At 58.3% G+C, this 20,742-nt stretch carries 17 protein-coding genes; 8 read left to right on the forward strand and 9 right to left on the reverse strand.

Going from position 1 to position 20,742, the window contains the following annotated elements; genetic code table 11:
- Positions 1 to 6 precede the first annotated feature (6 nt).
- Positions 7 to 1,548, forward strand: coding sequence for a hypothetical protein (locus tag IT895_RS05815; protein ID WP_199285000.1), 1,542 nt, complete (start codon positions 7 to 9; stop codon positions 1,546 to 1,548).
- Between the two features lie 168 nt (positions 1,549 to 1,716).
- Here IT895_RS05815 and IT895_RS05820 read toward each other — a convergent pair whose 3' ends face one another.
- Entirely contained in the window at positions 1,717 to 3,021 is a 1,305-nt protein-coding gene (locus IT895_RS05820; RefSeq protein ID WP_085917323.1) for an MmgE/PrpD family protein, read from the reverse strand.
- Between the two features lie 424 nt (positions 3,022 to 3,445).
- On the opposite strand from IT895_RS05820, the gene IT895_RS05825 reads away from it, so the two are divergent.
- Positions 3,446 to 4,306 (forward strand): nitrilase-related carbon-nitrogen hydrolase, encoded by an 861-nt coding sequence (locus tag IT895_RS05825; protein WP_199285001.1) that lies wholly within the window; start codon positions 3,446 to 3,448, stop codon positions 4,304 to 4,306.
- A gap of 9 nt (positions 4,307 to 4,315) precedes the next feature.
- Here IT895_RS05825 and IT895_RS05830 read toward each other — a convergent pair whose 3' ends face one another.
- The 7 genes from IT895_RS05830 to IT895_RS05860 all read right to left on the reverse strand — a co-directional run bounded on the left by IT895_RS05830 (position 4,316) and on the right by IT895_RS05860 (position 12,784).
- On the reverse strand, positions 4,316 to 6,352 hold the full coding sequence (locus tag IT895_RS05830; protein WP_199285002.1) for a CocE/NonD family hydrolase: 2,037 nt from the start codon (positions 6,350 to 6,352) through the stop codon (positions 4,316 to 4,318).
- A 69-nt stretch (positions 6,353 to 6,421) separates the two neighbouring features.
- Positions 6,422 to 7,318: a glycine betaine ABC transporter substrate-binding protein gene (locus IT895_RS05835; RefSeq protein ID WP_085917326.1), complete on the reverse strand. Its 897-nt coding sequence runs from the start codon at positions 7,316 to 7,318 to the stop codon at positions 6,422 to 6,424.
- A 260-nt stretch (positions 7,319 to 7,578) separates the two neighbouring features.
- Positions 7,579 to 8,532 carry an NAD-dependent epimerase/dehydratase family protein gene (locus tag IT895_RS05840; protein WP_199285003.1) on the reverse strand — a complete coding sequence of 318 codons (954 nt, stop codon included), beginning with the start codon at positions 8,530 to 8,532 and terminating at the stop codon, positions 7,579 to 7,581.
- A gap of 40 nt (positions 8,533 to 8,572) precedes the next feature.
- Entirely contained in the window at positions 8,573 to 9,865 is a 1,293-nt protein-coding gene (locus IT895_RS05845; RefSeq protein WP_199285004.1) for a TRAP transporter large permease, read from the reverse strand.
- 2 nt (positions 9,866 to 9,867) lie between these two features.
- Positions 9,868 to 10,383 (reverse strand): TRAP transporter small permease, encoded by a 516-nt coding sequence (locus tag IT895_RS05850; protein WP_066318125.1) that lies wholly within the window; start codon positions 10,381 to 10,383, stop codon positions 9,868 to 9,870.
- 74 nt (positions 10,384 to 10,457) lie between these two features.
- Entirely contained in the window at positions 10,458 to 11,432 is a 975-nt protein-coding gene (locus tag IT895_RS05855; protein ID WP_085917333.1) for a TRAP transporter substrate-binding protein, read from the reverse strand.
- Between the two features lie 62 nt (positions 11,433 to 11,494).
- Positions 11,495 to 12,784, reverse strand: a complete 1,290-nt coding sequence (locus IT895_RS05860; protein WP_199285005.1) for a ribulose-bisphosphate carboxylase large subunit family protein — start codon at positions 12,782 to 12,784, stop codon at positions 11,495 to 11,497.
- Between the two features lie 131 nt (positions 12,785 to 12,915).
- On the opposite strand from IT895_RS05860, the gene IT895_RS05865 reads away from it, so the two are divergent.
- Together IT895_RS05865 and IT895_RS05870 are read left to right on the forward strand one after the other, a co-directional pair.
- Entirely contained in the window at positions 12,916 to 13,962 is a 1,047-nt protein-coding gene (locus tag IT895_RS05865; RefSeq protein WP_199285006.1) for a LacI family DNA-binding transcriptional regulator, read from the forward strand.
- A 24-nt stretch (positions 13,963 to 13,986) separates the two neighbouring features.
- Complete coding sequence (locus IT895_RS05870) at positions 13,987 to 15,318, forward strand: four-carbon acid sugar kinase family protein (RefSeq protein WP_199285007.1); 1,332 nt, start codon at positions 13,987 to 13,989, stop codon at positions 15,316 to 15,318.
- A gap of 148 nt (positions 15,319 to 15,466) precedes the next feature.
- On the opposite strand, the gene IT895_RS05875 is transcribed toward IT895_RS05870, so the two are convergent.
- Entirely contained in the window at positions 15,467 to 16,204 is a 738-nt protein-coding gene (locus IT895_RS05875) for a GntR family transcriptional regulator (protein WP_199285008.1), read from the reverse strand.
- A gap of 286 nt (positions 16,205 to 16,490) precedes the next feature.
- Here IT895_RS05875 and IT895_RS05880 point away from each other — a divergent pair, with 286 nt between their 5' ends.
- From IT895_RS05880 to IT895_RS05895, 4 genes are read left to right on the forward strand one after another with little or no spacing between them, the layout of a single operon-like run.
- Positions 16,491 to 17,489 (forward strand): TRAP transporter substrate-binding protein, encoded by a 999-nt coding sequence (locus IT895_RS05880; protein ID WP_085917337.1) that lies wholly within the window; start codon positions 16,491 to 16,493, stop codon positions 17,487 to 17,489.
- 8 nt (positions 17,490 to 17,497) lie between these two features.
- Positions 17,498 to 18,064, forward strand: coding sequence for a TRAP transporter small permease (locus tag IT895_RS05885; protein WP_085917338.1), 567 nt, complete (start codon positions 17,498 to 17,500; stop codon positions 18,062 to 18,064).
- Complete coding sequence (locus IT895_RS05890) at positions 18,061 to 19,341, forward strand: TRAP transporter large permease (protein ID WP_085917339.1); 1,281 nt, start codon at positions 18,061 to 18,063, stop codon at positions 19,339 to 19,341. Before IT895_RS05885 ends, IT895_RS05890 begins: the two co-directional genes overlap by 4 nt.
- Before the next feature lie 18 nt (positions 19,342 to 19,359).
- Positions 19,360 to 20,733: an amidohydrolase family protein gene (locus tag IT895_RS05895; RefSeq protein ID WP_199285009.1), complete on the forward strand. Its 1,374-nt coding sequence runs from the start codon at positions 19,360 to 19,362 to the stop codon at positions 20,731 to 20,733.
- Positions 20,734 to 20,742 lie beyond the last annotated feature (9 nt).

The following is a 20,742-nucleotide window of genomic DNA, read 5'->3' on the forward strand; positions in this document are numbered from 1 at the left end:
TATGCCATGCTCGCTACTCGGTCGCTGCCACTTATCCTGGCCATCGGTCTGGTCATGGCCCCAACCCCCGCTGCCGCCTTCTTTTTCGGCATCGGTTTTAGCCTGCCGCCCCCCGCCATTCAGGCCAACCTGGACATCCCTTTCTTCGAGGAGAGTGAAGCCGAACTTGTCCTGCGCTTCAATCCGGGGTCTGAGGCGGTTGCCGACCCGGCGATTCGGGATGTCGTCGCAGCCGTCATGTTGTTGGGTATCGCGGACGAGGCGATTTTTCCGCGCACCGCTGGGTCATCGAACCTCGAACTCTCTGCACCGGCCTTCACGGGGCCGATTACTGAGTACCGTAAGGCGCTCGCCGATTTCGACGGTCCTGACGCCTCGATTGCAGCCTTGGCGGATGCCTCTGGCATGACCCCCGGAAACGGCATACCGGTTCTGAGCAGCCTTGACCCTGAGGCCATGGTCGGTGTCGGAAACGGGCGAGCGGTGTTGCGGCAAAGTTTTCAGCGACTCACCGAGGCCGGTTACACGCTGGGGAACGGTGCGCGGCTGCTCACGGAAGATGGAGTGCCGGTCGAGCTTGATATCGCTATAGCGGCGCCGTTTTTAACCCTTCAACAACGCCACGCCCTGCAAGCGGCCACAACGAACATGATGCGTTTGGGCATCACGGTTGATGTGCGAGAAAGCGCCGATCCCGATACCACCCCGGTGCTGAAGGAAAGCGACGCGATGATCGCGCTGGAGGATTCCAACCTTTACGAAACACTGCTTGGATGGGTGCTGTCGCTTGATTGGAAAGACACACCCGTCGACGCTTTCATTGAGGGCCTGCCCAAGCCGCTCACGCCTCATCAGGAAGTGACGGCTTTTGCGCTTCTTGACGACTACCTCACGGGGATGGGCTATGCGGTGTCGCTGGCCCACACAACGCCTGTTGGCGACTACACCGAGAGCGCCGAGCGTGCGCTGCTCTGGCGAACAGCGGAAACGCGTGCCTACCTTTCGAGAGTATGCGGCGAAGACTGGCGAAGCCTTTATACAGGGTATACCGACACCGAGCTGGTGTTCAGGCGGCAGGATCATCCCCTTGTCATGTATCTGCCGAAGCAGGGTGGGGTGGGCAAGAACCTGAGAGTGGCGCTGCTGGCGACGGAGGAGCAGGTCGGCATTCCGGATCAAGGCATCGTGCGAGTGCAGCCCATCGATTTGCATGATGCGTCCCTTGACGAAGCGCTCTGGGATGGACGGCCCATCGATATCCCGGTCAAAAGGCTGGGGCGTACGCTGGTATTGACGGACCCCACTGCCTATCTCGATGTCGCAAGGCGTGTGAATCGTGTATCTCGAACCGACGGTATCACGACGGTGCCCATGGTTTTCCAGGAGAACATTGAGGGTGAGTTGCGCACCCAACAGCCGAAGCGGGACCATTTCATCAGCGCTGATGCCCTGATCGACCACGATTTTGCGGGCGTGCCGTTATGTGCCACGAAGATCTATGACAGTGAAGAAGCGCTCACCTTCAGCTACTTAGCGTCAGGTGAGTAACGTCGTGGTGAATAGCTTGCGACATCCCGGGGGCTGACCCCTTTTCGGTAAGGGGTATAGGTTCACTGCTTCTGGACACCAACCCAGGTGGTAGTATCAACACCATAAGCGAGATGTCAGATGACCAGAAAACGATATGAGGCCATTCAGCGCTTGCCCGTCCTCGTTTCAAGGCTCGCCAAGCAGGGCTAGAAGGTCGCCCGCGGGTCGCGTATCGAGACTCATCACCACCTCGTGAATTCGTGTGGCTCGGTCGCCCAGGACAGGCTTGGCCAACGTTTGATATTTCTCAATCAACTCCGCGTCCGACAGCGGCTGATCCGGATTGCCACGCGCCTCGAAGTTCGCGCTTTCGATGACCTCACCGTTGCTTAGATGCAATCGGGCACATGCCCAGCGCTCGGCAGGAAAGCGGGCGTTGAAGTTGTCATCCTCATGAATCTCTACTTGGCTGGCAAGCGCCTTGAGGTCGGGGGCGTCGAGCTCGTCGCAGACACCCGCAACATCCACGGTACCCCGCCCCAGTGCGCAGGCGACAGACCAGGGCAGACTGTACTGGGCTTGCTCGGTGGTCGTCGGGTGCATCACGTGCAGGCGCTTGCCCTCGTGAAAGGTAATAATCTCGATACGCGTGATGGCGGCGGGATCGCGTTTCGCTGCAGGCAGTGACAACACGGCTTCCACGGCGGGCTGGGCCCAGCGGCAGACCGGGTAGGCTTTGAAGTACTGCTCGTGGAGATACCAGCGCTCGCCCAGGTCTTGCCAGACCATGGTCACGTCCGGCGCGGTCACTGTCAGCGCCGGGGCTCCGGTGAAGCCGTCTTCGGCCAGCAGCGCCGCTGAGATCCCGGTCATTGCCCCCCAGCCAGAGCCGTCCTTGAGCATCGTGGGGTGGTCGATGCAGCGCATCATCTGGCTGCGCGGGCCATAGAACTCTGCGATACCCAGGGCATGATGCATGGTCTCGACATCAACCCCGCGCAGGCGAGCGGCAACGGCAGCGACACCCAGGGCGTTCCAGGCGCCGGAGGTGTGGTAATCCGGACTGGTGGCGTGCAGGGCGATCCCCGCGCGGGTAGCAATCTCGTAGCCGTAGGCAAGCAAGGCGAGGAAATCGTGTCCGGAAAGTCTGTTGACCTCGGGCAGCGCCAGTAGTCCGGGTAACAAGGCGACGCCGGCGTGTCCTTTGGTGAGTACTTGGCCGTCGTGTGCGTCGAGCGCGTCGATGAGCCAGGCCCCGTGTAGGGCGACGCCGGTTGGCGAGGCTTGGCCGTTGGCAAATAATAGCGGACGGTCGCCGCCGTGCTGGGTAGTCACAAAGCGTCTGGCTTTTTCGGCGAGGGACGTGCGGGTGGCCCCGGCGGCCACCCCCAGCAGGTCAAGCAGGCACCGCTTGACCTGATGAAGGTGGGCGGCGTCCAGAGCCGTTAGATCGACTCCGTGCATCCAGGAAAGGGAAGGGTGGTCGTGCATGTTAGTGTCCTTTGGTGCTGGTTTTTGACCCAGAATCGCTTGATAGATGAAAAAGCCCATTCCCTATCAATGTGCCAATACACATAGGATGAAGATTACTTAACATAATGTGTTCGAAGATAAGGACCCTAAAAACTCGTGACTACTTATAAAAAGTTTTAAGTAAATTCATTGGCATGGACGTCGCATTCGTGAACAAGTGTTTTACTAACGCGCTTAAAAAGTTCTGTATAAGACACTTTTTATAAGTGTGTAGGTAAAGAGCTTAACACGCTCTTCAGAGATATCTCTGATTATGATATTCGGATATGTCATGCCATTTATTTGCGATGCCAATAGGCATTGGATAGGAAATGCATGGGTTTCACCGTATCCTCGTCGAAGCTTATCCAGTGTTTTCTTGTTTCTTGCGGGAGGCAACATTTTGAGCATTTGCAGGACGAATTACCGGCTCGCCGCCGCCCAGATTCAATGCTCGCTGGCTGATGTCGCGCACAATATCGAGACCCACCGTCGTGTCATCGAGGAAGCCCGTCAGCGGGAGATCGATGTATTGGTGTTCCCGGAGCTTTCCCTGACGGGGTATGACCTGGGCAACCGTGTTCCCGAGGTTGCCATGCATCGCGATGATCCGCGTCTTGTCCAGTTGGCGGAATCCGTCGGCAACATGCTGACAGTAGTGGGTTTCGTCGAGCGCTGCGGTCGCGGTGAATATGCCAATTCCATGGCCTGTCTGTGTTCTGGGCAGGTCGTTGCCGTGCATCGCAAGGTCAATCTTTGTACCTACGGAGGACACGAGGAAGGCAAGCATTTCAGCAAGGGACAGTCGCTTACCGTCGCCGATGCCGACGGTCTCGCCTGCGGTGTGATGATCTGTGCCGATCTCTGGAATCCCGGCTTGGCCCACGCGGCCATGATGGAGCGTCCCGACGTCATGCTGGCCCCGGTCAACGCGGCGACGGGAATGGTCGATGGCGATTTCGATGACGAAGGCAATTGGCTGATCTGCCTGAAGTTCTACGCCATGATGTACGCCACGCCCATGGTCATGGCCCATCGCTACGGGGCAGAGGGCGATGCCTGGTTCTGGGGCGGTAGTTGCATCGTCGACGTTGATGGCAAGGTGCTGGTGCGGGCCGAAGACGGCGAGACCCTCGTCAGCGCCGACATCGACACCGACGCGATCGACGCCGCCCGTTTCGCGATGCCGACCCACCGGGACGCTGACACGCCGTTGGTGGCTTCGCTGATGGCACAGCGGCTGGAACGGGAGCGTCACGGTTGAGGGCGTGACTTACACCCAGCGTCGGCGGCGGCACGTTTTCCAGCGTCGGTCGATGAAGCGTTCGGTCTCATCAAAGGCCTGCAGACGTGCTTCCAGGTAGAACCAGTCGGCATCGCAGCTCAGTTCCGCCCAGGTTTCGGTGTGGACGTGCCAGCCGTCGCGTCTGAAGTCCTGACGCCAACTCTTGCTCATGGTCGCGGTGGCGGGTGCATCGGGGTGGATCGTGTAGCGCTCGTCCGCCGAGGCAATGTTGGTCAGACCATGGTCGTAGGCGATCTCTCCGAAGTCGTCGATGATGGCGTGCCGGGTCCAGCCGTCGGTCAAGGAGTGGGTGACGTCTCGGGACTGTTCGCCCGCGCGTACAACCTGATGTTGCAGGGGGCCGGAAAAGACTGCCGGTTCGAACTGTACCGGTGGCGTGTCGTGCGAGGCGCGCTGAGGTAGCGTGAGTTGAGAGTCGGCCTCATGCAGGGTCAGCGTCACCGGGTAAGGGCTTGGCCAGACCAACGGCCAGTAGGCAGTGGTCACCGAGACGCGAAGCCGGTGCCCGGCGGTGAAGCGGTAGCAGGTTTGATTCAGTGGAACCGTCACGTCGAACGGCGTATCGCATGGTACGTCGGAGGGTGTGACGTGGCTATCGCGGTGGCAGAGGTTGAGTACACCGTAGGAGACGCGTTGCGACACGCCTTCGGGCGAGACGTCGCAAACGCGCACGATCAAATTGGCGCGCGGCTGGTCGACGCTGACCCGCAGCGATAGCGTGGGGCGCCCCAGAATTACCATGCCGGTATCCAGCGGATCGGTGTCGTAGGTCAGCGAATGGGCGTCGTCGACACGTTGATCGCCAGCGATCTCGGGGCCGCTGCTGTGGGGAATGTACTCACCGCATTGCAGGCCGTTGTCGGCGGGCGCACGCAGTTTGGCCATCTTGGGGCGGATAGCCCCGCTGTTCGTGTGTAGCGCGCCATTGCCGAGCGCCAGGGCTTGCGAAGTGACGTGCGGGCTTGGCCATTGTGTTTCGGCGAGCCATTCGCCGGGCACTTCGAGCCGTTGCGGATCGGCCTCGGAAAAGGACGGACAGAATACGCGATATAGCGGTTCTTCCATGATGCCGGTGTCACGCCCCTTCAGCCAGTGATCCCACCAGCGCAGCGCTTCCTGGAGAAAGCCGATGGTCGGCCCAGGCATCGCCAGGTGCGGATAAGCATGGGGCCAGGGGCCGACGATCCCACGCCTTGGGCAGGGCGCATGCTCGAGAATTTCGGCGACGAAGTTGACATAGGCGTCGGCCCAGCCGGTGACGGCCAAGGTCGGTGTCGTCAATTGCGCATAATCCTCGCACACCGAGCCGTGGCGCCAGTAGGCATCGCGCGTCTGGTGATCGAACCAGTTCTCGGCCACGAAGGGTTGATGGGCGAGCCGGTGCTGCCAGAGTTCACGCCAGTCGTCGCGTAAGGCGGGGTCAGGCGGCCGCGACATGAAGGATAACGACGAGGCCGCCCAGCCGAAGTTCTCGTTGAGTACGCAGCCGCCCTTGTAGTGCACGTCATCGTGATAGCGGTCGACGGTGGCACCAACGGCGATGATGGCGCCGAGCGCTGGCGGCTGGCGCGATGCCACCTGCAATGAGTTGAAGCCGCCCCAGGAAATGCCCATCATGCCGACGCGGCCACTGCACCATGGCTGTTCGGCTATCCAGGCGATTGCGGCGACGATATCGTCCTGCTCGCTCACCAGGTATTCATCTTCCAGCACGCCGTCGGAGTCGCCGCTGCCGCGCAAGTCGATACGCAGCGCTGCATAGCCGTGTCCAGCGAAGTAGGGATGCATGCGTTCGTCGTCGGCACTGGTGGCGTCTCGTTTTCGGTAGGGGATGCACTCGATGATCGCGGGCACGGGATGGGACTCGGCGTCTGTCGGCCTCCACATCCTTGCTGCGAGGTGGCTACCATCGGGCAGCGGGATGAAAAGTGCTGGTTCCTCTACGACCGGATGCGGGAAGTCACGCACTTCCCGGGAATCGGGTTGGCTTCCACTTGGAAACATGGGGTGTCCTGTCACTTGGGGCGATGCAAGCATCGCCCCCGGAAAAGAAGATGGGATCGGAGCAGGGGGTTAGAGCAGGTCGTTTTCGGTCAGGAAGTCCTTCGCGACCTTTTCAATGCTCTGATCATCGACGTCGACTCGGCGGTTCAGGTCGATTAGCGTCGGATCGTTCAACGCAGCGGACATATCGTTGAGCAGGGTGCGAAGTTCAGGGTGGGCGTCGAGGGTCTCTTCGCGAACCACCGGTGCCAGCTGGTAGACCGGGAAGAACTGCTGGTCGTCGTCGAGCACCTCGAAGTTGAAGGCGCCATTGCGGCCATCGGTAGCGAATACCAGCGCCACGTCGACTTCGCCTTCACGCAGCGCATTGTAAGTAAGCCCTGAGTCCATGCGCTTGACGCTCGAGCGGGGAAACTCGAATCCATAAGCTTCTTGGAGTGGCCGCAGCCCATCTTCGCGGGCATAGAACTCGGCATTAGAGGCTAGCGTCAGATCGGCACCATCGTTCATCGCCGCGGCTAGATCAGAAAGGGTATGGATGTCGAGTTTTTCGGCCTCGGCCTCGCGCATGGCGAGCGCATAGGTGTTGTTTGTGTCTGAAGGATTCAGCCAGACCAGGCCTTTCTCGGCGTCCAGACGCTTGGCAGTGGCGTAGGTCTCGGCGGCATTATCGGGTTGTGGCTGGTCATTGAAGAGGATGACTGAGTTGCCGGTGTATTCCCAATAGAGGTCGACTTGGCCGTTTTCCTGCGCCTGACGCAAAACGGAGGTGCCCAACCCCTCGCGCTTGTCGACGTCATAGCCTTTGGCTTGCAGCAACTGGAAGGTAGCGGAGGTGAGAATCAAATGCTCCGTGTAGTTGAGACCGCCGACCACGATAGGGTCATCTTGTGCGTGTGCCGTCATGGTGGTGGCAGAAAGGCCCAGTCCCAGGGTAGTCAGGAGTGTCATGATGAGATGTTTCATAGCAGCGACATACCTCTATTTTTTTATGAAATACAACTTTCGTGGTAATTCAAAGTAGCACGCTTAGCGCTGTCGATTGATGAATATACGTTATACCCACAATATCGAGTTCTAAACGATAGCTGGGGACTCGGCGTTGCAAAGCGTCGCAAGCGATGGCCAGCATCACCCCTGCGAGGTAGCCAGCCATTTTTCACGTATAAGACGCATACTTCGCAGGTCGTGCGGCGAATGCGTTCAGTTGCCTCCCATTGCTCCCTTCAATTGGCGTTGGATTTCAGCCACTGCCAGTAGTCGCGGATGCCTTCGCGAATGTCCGTGAATCTGGGCGTGAAGCCAAGCTCCTGCTGGGCCAGCGAGATATCCAGCGGTGCGCCTCTGACCACGAAGGGGCCGGGACCCAGTTTGACGTTGGCCCGCTTGCCCGTGATCTCGGCGACGTGTTCGACGATCTGCAGGTGGTCGACGCTGACCCCGCTGGAGATGTTGAAATTGCGCTGGACAACACTGTCCTTCTGGAACAATTTGACGATGCCGGCCGCTGTGTCGTGTACATGAGTCCAGTCCAGGGCCTGCTCGGCGCCGTTGGGTGCCTGGATATCGTCAAGCCCTTCCAGCGGGCCAAACAATCCCTGGTAGACCATATGCATGTGCGATGGGCGCTTGCCAGGACCGTAGACGAAGAACAGCCGTGCGTTGCGTACGTCCATTCCGTAGGTGTCACTGTATTGCAGGCCATAGAGCTCACCGGCAATCTTGGTGGCCCCATAAAGATCGGTCGCTTTGTAAGGCGTCGCTTCGCTTTGGGGTCCCGGGGCATCGCCGTAAACGGCACCGGAACTCATGTTCACGACCTTGTTAATCCCCAGAATTCGACAGATTTCGAGTACATTCAGGGTACCCATCGCGTTGATCGAGATATTCTTGAAGGGGCGTTGCTGGAACGTGGGGCCGGCGATGACCGAGACCCCATGGATGACACCTTCCAGTTCGTCCTGATGACGACGGAAAAGCTCGAACATGCTGTGATAGTCGAGGACATCGACGGCTTCCAGCACTAACTTGTCGCGTACCTCCTCCAGATAGTCGAGACCCAGCCGATCGAAATGGCCGGCCGCCATGTCGCAGATGATGACTTGCTTGCCTTGCTTGGCCAGTTGGTAGGCCACCCAGGAGCCGACGTGGCCGAGCCCCCCCGTAATGAGAACAGACATGATGTGAATCTCCTCGTTGTCGTGGACAGGCGTTGCTGCCCTAATTGAGTACCAGGTTGGGTAGAAACATGACGACTGCTGGGAACAGGATGATGATCAGCAATACCGCGAAAAGCGGTATGTAGAACGGGAGTATTTCCCTCACCAGACCCGAGAACGGCATGCCGGTGATCTTCTGTATCGTGAACAGCACAGTGCCGACAGGCGGTGTGATCAAGCCGATCATCAGGGTGAAAATCATGACCACGCCAAAATGCACGGGATCGATACCGTATTGCATCACCACCGGCACCAGTAGCGGGGTCAGCAGGAACAGCGCCGGAACTGAATCAATAAAGAGCCCGATCAGGAGGATGAACAGGGCCAGCAAGAGCAGCAGTCCGAGTGGGTCGGTCACCGTTGCCAGCAGAAAATCCGCCACCAGCGCGGTCACCTGATAACGTGCCAACACCCAGCTATAAAGCGCACTGCCGGCGATGATAAAGAGCAGCGCGGCGGTATCAATGGCGGTGGCGCGCAGAATATTCAGGAACTCGCGTATGTTGATCGAACGATAGACCAGAAACGAGATGATCAGGCAGTAGATCAGCGCTACCACCGACGCCTCGGTAGGGGTAAACACGCCCGAGAGAATCCCCACGATGATAATCAGGGGGGTTAACATTGGCAGTGCGCCCCGCGTGAGGGCGAGAGTAAACTCGCTGAAACTAGCCCTTGCCCGCGTCGGGAAACCGCGCCGATGAGAGATAATGGCGACCATCACCATCAATCCTATGCCCATGAATAGCCCGGGAATGATGGAAGCCAGAAAGATGGCGGCAATCGAGGCATTGGCCAGGGCGCCGTAGATGACAGCGGGGATGCTGGGTGGGATGATCGGTCCAATAGTGGCCGAACTGGCGGTAACGGCGGCACTGAAGCCAGTCGGGTAGCCGTCGTCCTCCATCGCCTTGATTTCCAGCGCCCCGAGTCCGCCGGCATCGGCAACCGCCGAGCCGGACATGCCCGCGAACAGCATGCTGGCGACGACATTGACATGACCCAGCCCACCCTTGAAGTGGCCGACCATGGTGCGGGCGACATCGAAGACACGGTCCGAGATGCCGGCACTGTTCATCAGGCGGCCAATGAGCAGAAAGGCGGGGATAGCCAGAAGGGTAAAACTGTTGACCCCGTATAGTGTCCGCTGTGAGATCATTTCCATGGGGATGGCGTCAAAGCCACGGGTATAGCCCAGTACAAGGGCCGAAGAGGCGATCATGGCGAATGCCACGGGAACCCCGAGCATCAGCAGAACGATCAAGCCAACGAACATGATGACGAAAACTTCCATGGTCAGTCACTCCTGCCATCTTCGATGGTGGGTTGGGGGGTGCCCATGAGACGCTGGTAAAGTTCACCGAGCAGGAGCGCGATCATGAGCAACGCGGAAATCATCTGTATGAGGTAGATGTAGGAAAAGCTCATCTGAAAGGTGCTGGCCATGATGCCGGCCGTTCTGTCCATCATGTTCCAGGCTCCAGCGACGAGCATCAGCAGCACCAGCACGCAGATCACATCCGCTACGCTGGCAATGATGTTGCGCACGGAAGGGCTCAAGATGTCGGTCACGATGGTGATGCGAATATGTTCCTGGTAGCGCAGCGCGAGCACTGACCCCAGGAAAATTTCGGCCAGGAAGAGATAGCGCGAGGCTTCATCGGTCCAGGACACGGCAATGCCCAAGGCATAGCGTGAGATGACTTGAACAGCCATGATGATCAGCATCAGCGCGAAAGCTGTCATCACAACCCCGGTCAGCAACTTCCAGAACAGATCAAGTGCACGGGTAACGCGTTCCGAGATTTTCACGGGCGCCTCCGGGTGATGTGCATCGGAATGGACGAGCGAGCGAACCGCCGAAAGTGACGGTTCGCCCTTTGCGGTTACTCGACGAGTGACAGGACGTAGTCACGCACCGCAGGATGATAGCTCTCGGCAATGTCGCGAATCGCGGGTTCGGCTGCGCTGCGGAAGGCGGCGACATCCGGCTCGACGATGGTCATGCCGAGTTCCTCAAGCTCCGCGTAGAGGTCGGCCTGGCCATTCGCGACCATGTCGTTACCCCAGCTGGTCGCTTCATCGATCGCACCGAGGATGATGTCGCGATTTTCATCGGAAAGCCCTTGGTAGAAGTCCTCGTTCATCAGCCAGTGAAAGAACGAATAGACATGCTCGGTGCGGTTGATATGGCTCTGTACCTCGTAGAGTTTGCCGGCATGGATCAGATCAACCGGGTTTTCCTGCATATCGATCACCCCGGTCTGCAGGGACGTGTAAACTTCGGGCCAGGCGATAGGGCTGGGCAGGGCGCCGATTTCTTCCCAAATCTGGATCCAGGGCGCGATCTCGGGTACCCGCATGCGCACCCCTTGAACGTCTTCTGGCGTTTCGACTGGGAAGTTGGACGTCAGGTTGCGCGGATTGCGTGCGGAAAGTCCGACCAGACGCATGTTGCCGTTGGCGATAAGCTGTTCGTTGAGCAGTTCGCCGGTCTCGCCGTTGTAGACCTCACGGGCCTCTTCGCTGGAGCCGTAGACGAAGGGCAGGTCGGCGGCGGCAAATTCCTCGGCATATAGGGTCATGGGCATTGAGCCACCCAGGGCGATAGCGTACTCGCCGTAACTGGCGCCCTCGAGGTGGTCACGTTCGCCGCCCACTTCGGTCCCCAGCAGGGTGATCGAGAATTCGCCGTCGGTCTTTTCTTCGATGCTCTCCTTGAGCCGTTCGCCCACCTTGAACATGGGATGCGACGGTTCGACGTGGATGGCAATGGCCAACTCCTCGGCTGAGGCCGTTGTTGTCGTGCCAAAGGCCGCGAGGCCAACGAGGAAGATGCTGCTTGCTGTTATTGTCTTCATGGTACTTACCTCTTTGATGTCGTAGTGGCGTATTGATGTTGTTATGGCGTATCGGTGTTGCTTCATCCTGAAAACGGGCGGCTAAAGGCCCGCAACGCGACCGCAAGGTCGGGTTCCTGTTTAGCGTATTCCTCCAGCGATATTCCGCGGGAGGTGGCGTCCCAGGCGGCACGAATTCCGCGGCAGCCAGAGGCGACTCCATCGGGGTGGCCCATGATGCCGCCGCCGCAGGTGTAAATGAGATCCGTCGACTTGAGTGCCGCGAACGTAGCGGGTACCTGGTGGATCGTTTGGGCCGACGAAAAAACCGGCATTGCACAATCGTCGCGGTCCGGCGCTTCGAGCAATGGGGTCAGGCAGGCGCGGGCGGAGTCGATCACCGAGGCATCGGCCTCGGCAAACTTGCTGCCGAGACCGTTGACGTGCAAGTGATCGGCACCGGCCAGGCGCAGTAATGTCTGGTAGGCGCGGTAATCGATGCCCAACTGCGGATGGCGGTAGAAAAGGCCCCACCCATTGCGGTGACCATGAATCGGTAGCTGGGCATGACGCCTCAGTGCCGTCAGCGACCCCATGCCGATCCAGTTGACGCTGGCCATGACACAGGTACCCCCATGGTCGCGGACCAGGTCATGGCGCTGGCGCATTTCATCGAGGTCGCCAGTGATGTTGAAGGCATACATGGGCTTGCGCCCGGTACGTTGAGCGTGTTCCTCGATCACTCGCATCACCGCAGGGACCCGCTCGGCTAACGGCGAATAGGGGGGATCTGCAATCAGCTCGTCATCCTTGATAAAGTCGATGCCGGCTTCCACCAGTTGCTTGACCAGTGCGGCGGTTTCCTCGGGGGATAGGCCTACACTGGGCTTGATGATGGTACCCACCAGCGGGCCCCGGTCGACGCCTGCCAAATGCCGCGTGCCGGAAACCGAAAACTGGGGGCCGGGCATTGCCTTGATGAACGCATCGGGCAGTGCGATATCCGTCAACCGGAAACCGGAAAGTTCCCGTAGCTCAGTGAGGTTGCCAAGAATCGTCGCCATCAGGTTGGAAAGGCTGGCCCCGATATTCTCGAGCGGCCATGACAAGGTGACATCCGCCTGCTGGTAAGTGTCACCGGATAAACAGCCAGGCAGTGAGGGCGTATCACATGCCGTCAGCGCGGTGACCGCGTCTACCCTGGCGGCATGGCGTTCGCGCAGGGCATCGGTTTCTCCGGCCAGCTTGAGGAAAGTGCCGGAGGACTGCTCGCCAGCCATCGCCAGGGCCGCCCGCTCTGGATCAAGCGGCGTTTCGATGCGGTAGCTGGCGCTGATGCGCGGCATTTCAACTGAAGATGGCTGGCTCGCCATTTGCGTACTCCTCACCAACTGGTTCGAATGGCTATTCAGAAAGCTAGCACTGGTGATTTGGTAGCGCTACCATTTTTTTCATCATAGGATAAACTTCCAGGAACGCAAACTGGGATAGATAGGAGAAGGGTATGTCAACCAACAAGACGGGCGTGCGAGAACGTCGACGTCATCAAGGTGATAACCGTGTCACGCTCAAGGACGTAGCGAGGGAGGCAGGGGTCGCGCCGATCACTGTGTCGCGCGCCCTGAATACGCCCGAGAATGTCTCTGCCGGTTTGCGTGAGCGTATCGACAATGCCGTGTCCGCACTGGGCTATGTTCCCAATCTGATCGCCGGCGGTCTGGCCTCGGCAGGTACCCGAGTGATTCCGGTGGTGGTGCCGTCACTGTCGATATTGACCTATATCGAGGTAATCCATGGCATCCAGCAGACCCTTGAACCCGCTGGTTATCAGGTGCTGTTGGGCTCCACCGATTTTGACCTGGAACGCGAGGCCTCCCTGGTCGATACGGTGCTCGGCTATTCGCCTTCAGGGATGATCATGACCGGTCTCCGGCATCGCGAGAGCGCTGAACGTCGGCTGAAGGCCTGGGGACGACCTGTGGTCGAGATCATGGAGTTGGGCGAGACCTGCATCGATATGAACATTGGGGTTGAAAACACCGAAGCGGGGGCCTGCATGGCCAGGCATCTGGTCGAGCGGGGCTATCAACGTATTGCCTTTCTGGGAACTGGCATGGCGCACGATTATCGTGCCCGCCTGCGGTATGAAGGGCATCGTCAGGCATTGAAGGCAGCTGGGATAGAAAGTGACGTGCTATTTCAGGATGACCAACCTTCGTCGTATGAGGTAGGGCGGAAACTGTTTCTCGAGGCGTTGGACGCACGTCCTGAACTTCAGGCGTTACATTTCGCCAACGATAACCTGGCGGCCGGGGCCATTCTGGAAGCCAATCGGATTGGCGTACGGGTGCCTCAGGATATCGCCATCGGTGGATATCTGGGGTTGTCGTTGGGTGAGCACCTGACGCCACGCCTGACAACGGTGACCGTGCCCCGCTACGAGATGGGCGTAGAGGCCGCGAAAATGCTATTGGCGAAGCTGGAGGGCGGATCGCCCGCCTCATCGAGAGTTGATATAGGCTACGAGCTCAAGGTGCGAGAGAGCACCTGAGCAACCAGGAAAGAGGGGCTAACAATGACAAGACCACTGGTTGCCTTTTATGGCGACGATTTCACCGGTTCGACGGAAAATTTGGCGCAGTTCTGCCGCCATGGATTTCGTGGGCGACTGTTTTTCTCCACTGCAGCGCCCGAGACGATCTTTGACATGGCAACGGAACTGGATGTGGTAGGGCTGGCGGGGACGGCTCGTGGGTTGACGCCGTCGGCAATCACCGCCGAGGTCGAGCCGGCCCTTGCAGTCATCGAGTCGATCGCCCCCAGGCTAATGCAGTTCAAGATCTGCTCGACATTCGATTCATCACCGACGGTGGGCAGCATCGGGCATGTAATGGAGCTGGCCCGTCGGCGCTGGCCGGGCTGTGCTCTGCCGGTGATGCCCGCTACCCCGGACTTCGGGCGATACACCGCATTTTCCCACCTGTTCACCCGCTACCAGGGCGAGATCTGTCGGTTGGATCAGCATCCAGGCATGGCGCATCACCCCTCGACCCCGATGAACGAGGCGGACTTGCGTCGTCATCTGGCTTCGCAGACGACAATTGCGTCGGCGGCGGTCACACTGCTCGACTATCGTCAGGCGGGCGGCGGCTGGGAGACATTGTGGTCGGCCGTTGAGTCAGAGCGTTTCGTGGTCCTTGATGCCACCAATCAGTCCGAGCTGCAACACGCTGCCGAGTTGATCCTGCGCCTGGCCGAGCACCGTCCTACGCTCGCGGTTGCTGCCCAGGGGCTGGCAGATTCCGTGGGCCGTTCCTTGACCCGCGATACGGTGGAGCGCCACCCGTTGCCGACCACCTATCAAGGCGTGGCGCGGTTGCTGGTGCTATCCGGCAGTTGTTCCCCGCAGACCCGCATGCAGTTGGCGCATTTCGAGTCGCAGGGCGGTTGCGTTCTGCCACTGCAGCCCGAAGAGGCGATGCGCGATGCGCCTGGCGTGGCCCGACGGCTGTCCCGCCAGGTGATGGCTATGTTCCGAGAGGGTCGTGATGTCGCTGTGGCGACCACGCGCAGCGACACGGATGTCATTGCAGACCTTTCAACCGAGCGACTGGCGACGGTCGTTGGCGAGGTTTTCGCTCGACTGACCCGCGAGCTGAGAGAGGCAGGCGATCTTCATCGTGTTGTTTTTGCGGGTGGTGATACCTCGAGCCATGCCATGCGGCAACTCGGGGCAGATGCCCTGGAACTGGTGGCCTTCGATGAGGCTCAGGGCGGCCATCTGTGCCGGCTGGTAGCCACCGACTCGCCGGTCGACGGGCTGGAGGTAGTACTCAAGGGCGGCCAGATCGGCGGGGAGGAGCTACTGGTGCGCGTCAAGCGCGGCACGGCCTATCCCGATGCATAAGGGAGACGATGATGTATCCGGTCCGACCAATCTGTCTCGAAAACAGCTTGGCGAAGTGTCATGACAGACGCCTTAATTGCTTCCGTACGGTGCCTTTTGGGATAGATGGAAGGGTTTATGATCTATGAGGGCATACAGCGCTGCTTCTCTATCCATAAAGTGCTTCCCAGTGAATGCCACTTTCAACTTGCTGATCCAAATGAAGTGCCTGCTCAATGTGATGTAAGTGATGCAGCATCAAGTCGATGGCTCGTTCTTCATCACGTTCAGCTATCGCGTCCACAATCATGGCATGCTCATCTTCTGGACAAGCGGGCGTCTGAGGCTCGTCGAAAAGAGCAATAATCAAGCAGGTCAGAGGACAGAGTTCCGCCATCAGTTTTTCAATGAAGCTGTTACCGCTAAGGCGAGCCATCAACATATGAAACTGGCCTGACAGCCGAATGATGCGCCGCCGATCTCCAAGCCGGCGTGCCTCGGTTTCCTTTTCTAAATGAGCCCGCAACTGTGCCAGGTCGTCGGCGCAGGCGCGCTTGATGACATTACGTACGATCTCCGGCTCTACCAATCGACGGGTGACAAAAAGGTCTCTCGCCTCGTCGGCCGTGGGGCGCGTCACGTAGGCCCCCTTGTTGGGGTGCAGGGTCACAAGCCCGTCTTGTGCCAGCAATGTCAGTGCCTGACGAATCTTCGTTCTGCTCACACCGAAAGCACTGGCTAGTTTTTCTTCCACTAATTTGATGCCTGGGGGTAGCCGGTGCTCCATTACCGCATCCGTTATCCGCTCGGCTATCTCATCAATGGCAAGTTTTGCAAGGGATGTGTCCATAAAGGTTCCTGTATTTTCACTAGCCGTAAGATACGTATGAATGGGGTCGGCTTTCAATCAAAAGTGCGTCTGGTACGACTGCACTGTTAATGGGCGTTTGCATTTTTATCGCACAAAATGAGTGCGATATATTTTCAAAAATATTGTATGCAATATTGTATTAACTATTTTAAATAATATAAAGAACAATATTATTATCCTTTATATTCATTTATTTACGACACTAAATGGCTGATGTCGGTGTGATGAAAATGGGCTTGGCATGCTAGTTGCTGACTTAATCTCAGGTGGCCGAGCTCTGAGTGCCCAGGCTGTCCTTACTAAAACGGCTGGAGATTTCATCATGTCCCATAGCAAATTTTTGAAGGCGGTTCCTTTTTTGGCGGCGGGTATGCTGCTGTCACCCTCGCTCTTGGCGGCGGAACAACTGCGAGTGGCAGGTAACTTTCCGACGGATCATTCGGTCTCTCGCGCCATGGAAATATTTAAAGAGTATGTCGAAACGGAGTCCGAGGGCGAGATCGAGGTCGATCTTTTTCCCGCTATGCAGTTGGGCGGTGCAACCGAAAACGTTGATCAGGTGCGTTCCGGTAGTATTTTTGCGGTCTTTACGTCGATTGCTTACTTCAGTAGGACCGTGCCGGACTACGAAGCCGTCAGTTTGCCTTTCCTGTTCGACAGTCGTGAGCAGGCCTTTGAAGTTATGGACGGTCCCGTCGGTGAGCATCTCGACCAGGAGATGGCAGAGCTCGGCTTTGTCAACCTGGGTTACGGCGAGCTCGGGTTCCGCCACGTGACGAATAATCTGCGCCCGATTACGTCGGTTGAAGACTTCGAGGGCATGCGTATTCGTCTGCAGCCCAATGAGGTCCACCTTCAGACGTTCCGAGCTCTGGGGGCTAATCCGCAATCGATGGATGTGTCAGAACTCTACTCGGCCCTTCAGCAGGATGTGCTTGATGCACAGGAGAACCCCTACAACATTATTGCAAGTCGTCGCTTCCATGAGGTCCAGGATTATCTCTCGGACAGTGGTCACTTTTATGACTTTATCAACGCGGTGGCGAACAAGAATAGCTATGACGCCCTCTCCGATGAACATCGCATGCTAGTGGACGAGGGTATGCAAGCGGCAATGGAGTGGCAGCGTGAAGCGGCTGCGGCGGAAGAAGAAGAGTGGCGTCAGATGCTTATCGACGAGGGCATGGAGTTTACATCGATCCCTGATGAGTTGCGCGCCGAACTTCGCGAGGCGACCTCAGGGGTGGCGGATACGCTTGCCGAGCGGGTCGATCCTGAGTTCCTCGAGCTGGTGATGCAAGAAGCTGAAAGCGCTAAGTGAGACGAGCTATGACGCCTTCTTCCTCTGAAAATCGCCATGATGAAAAACGCGGGTGGGGGCCAATGCCCCCGCCGGTATCTAAACGCTTTAGTTACTTTAAAAAGCTGATCGAGCAATTGGATGTCGCCACTTACTGGGCTGTTGTGGTGGTAATGGCGTTGATGACTGTCTTCATCTCTTTGCAAGTTTTTTGGCGCTATGTCTTGGGTTCATCAATAGATTCAGCCAATGAACTATCAAGGCTGTTCTTTGTTTGGGCAATTTTTTTGGCCATTCCCCACGGGGTGAAACACGGCGTTCATGTCGGCATTGATCTGTTTGTCATGATGATGCCGGAAAGACGGCGAGAGCAGTTGTTTCGACTTACCGCAGGCCTGTCAGCATTGCTGATGTTGATGGTGATGGTAGGCAGTTACACGGCAACTGTTGATGGCTGGAATCAGTTGATGCCGACGTTGCCCGTCACTTCTTCTGTTTACTTTATCGCCGTTATGGTTTGCGGCGCCCACGCTTTCCTCCATCTGACATTGCTCGCTTGGGGCGGTTCGGCCACCTGGGAGGTCAATAGACCATGACTTGGTTAGCTATCAGCCTGTTTCTCGGATTGGCGGTATTGGGTATGCCGCTGGCCTTTGCCATTGGGGTGGGGGCTTTGGCATCACTTTTCCTGCTTGATTTTGAATTGGTCGTGATGCCACAGCGCATGATGCATGCCGTCAACAGTTTTCCCTTGATGGCGATACCCCTGTTCATGCTGGCCGGTGAGCTGATGGTAAAAGCGGGCATCATGGATCGTCTTATTGCTTTTGCCAATAGCCTGGTGGGCCGCATGCATGGAGGGCTCGCCCACGTGACCATCACATCAGGCACCATTTTTGCTTCGGTAAGCGGGGCAGCCGTTGCCAGCGCCAGTGCGATGGGCAGCACATTGGTCCCGTCACTGCGCAAATATTATCCTGATGCGTATTCGGGTGCGGTTATCGCGTCGGCGGCTAACCTGGGGCCTGTCATCCCACCCAGTAATGCCATGATTGTTTATGCCCTGATGGCCGGCTCATCCGTGTCAGTGGGTGGTCTCTTCATGGCCGGCATCGTCCCTGGCCTCATGCTGGCCGTGGGCTTCATGGCCATCGCGAGCTGGATTTCCTGGAGACGTGGCTACGAACTCACGGGTGAGTCTTTCAATCTGTGTAATGTGGCCCATCAAGCCCGGCGTGCCCTAGTCATTATCATGATGCCGGTCATCGTGGTAGGTGGCATTGTCGGCGGTGTCTTCACGGCGACTGAAGGGGCGGCCATTGCGGTTGTTTATTCGGCATTCATCGGCTTTGTCGTGACTCGCCGTCTTCATTTTGCCGATCTTCCCGGGTGTCTTTACCGGGCCGCGGTGACGTCAGCCATGGTGGGGGCGTTGATAGCGTTCGCCTCCGTACTCACCTTCGTTTTCACCATCGAGATGGTGCCGGTGATGCTGTCGTCATTCATCCAGTCATTAACTAGCGATCCCTTGACGTTCATTCTGCTGACCATGGTGTTGCTGGTGGGGATCGGCATGCTGGTCGAATCCAACGCGGCCTACATCATGCTGGTGCCCCTGTTTGCGCCCGTGGCGCTTGTCTACGGTATCGATCCTCTCTATTTCGGCTTTTTGTTCATGTACAACCTGGTGGTCGGCATGATGACGCCGCCTGTTGGGGTGCTGTATTTCGTGATGAGCGGCATTACCAAAGTGCCGATGATGACACTCGTCAAGGAGTCGCTGCCTTTCGTTGCGTTTCAGTTTGCGATCCTTGGTCTGTGCATCGCCTTTCCCCCGATCGTTACCGGTCTTCCTCGTTTACTTGGCTACTGATGGCTCCAGGAGTAATAAATGGAAACACCGCCTTTATTTAATGCGACCTATCCCGCCGACCTGGTGATCCATGGTGCCCGCGTCATCACGGTCGATCCGGTCCTCGGGGAAATCGAGCGTGGTCGTATCGTCATCCATGCGGGTCGGTTGGTCGAAATCGGCCCCGACGATCCTGCCAAGCCGCTACCTCCCGCCCGTCGAACGCTTGACATGCAAGGTCGGGTTGTCACCCCGGGGTTCGTCAATGTGCACACCCATACCATTCTCAGCATGGTGCGCGGCGTCGCCGAGGATATGGGATTTGCCCCGGCGTATACCCCGGGGGTACCCCATGGCCATGAGGTCAGTGAAGAAGAAGCGGTGGCTCTGGCCCGATTGGGCGCGGCAGAAGCCCTGTTGTTCGGCTCCACACTGATCAACGATAGCTATGTCCACGCCAACCAGACCCTGCCTGCAATGGGCGAGCTCGGTATGCGGGTGATTACATGCGGTCGGATACACGATGTGGACTTCAGCCGGGTGCATGAAGGTATCTGGGAGCACCGAGCCGAGATCGGCGAGACGACATTGGCCGACGCCGTCGCGTTGCATGATCGCTGGCAGGGCGGCATGGACGGTCGGCTGGGGGTTGAGCTGGCTGCGCATGCGCCGGATACCTGCTCCAAGGAACTGCTGACGAAAGTGGCAAAGACAAGCGAGGCATTGGGCGTCCAGGTCAATGGCCACCTCTCCCAAAGCCTCAAAGAGAATCGTCGTGTTCAGGAGCGCGACGGCATGAGCCCGACCGAGCTGCTCGATGACGTCGGTTTGCTGGGCTCTCGGTTCACCGCGGCGCACTGCATGTATGTCAGCGATAGCGATATCGCAAGAATTGGCGCCACGGCGACCAATATTGCCCATGTGCCGCGAGGCAATGCGACCGGTGGTCGTATTGCCCCGACGACGCGTCTGCGTCAGGCCGGTGCGAACCTGGCGCTGGCCACTGACAACATGCACGCCGATATGGTGGAGGTGATGCGCTGGGCGCTGATCATGGGGCGCGTCCAGGAGGGCGAAGTCAATGAGACGTGGCAGCCCCATCATGTCGTCGAGATGGCAACCCTGGGAGGTGCCAAGGCACTCGGGCTCGACGCTGAGCTCGGGTCACTCACGCCTGGCAAGCGCGCCGACCTGGTGGTGTTTGACTTCCGTCGGCCACACCTTGTGCCGCTAATCAATGCGATGGGCAACCTGGTTCACACGGCCCAGGGGCGAGATGTGGAGTATGTGGTTTGCAATGGCGAGGTTGTCGTTGAAGGCGGTGAGCTGAGCCGTGCCAATACATCAGTCTTGCTTTCTGATGCCCAGGGCGCCGCTGAAGCGCTTTGGCAACGCGCCCGGGCGCAGGTGTAAAGGAGAGCC

Source organism: Halomonas sp. A40-4 (assembly GCF_015767635.1).
GTDB classification, from domain to species: Bacteria; Pseudomonadota; Gammaproteobacteria; order Pseudomonadales; family Halomonadaceae; genus Vreelandella; species Vreelandella janggokensis.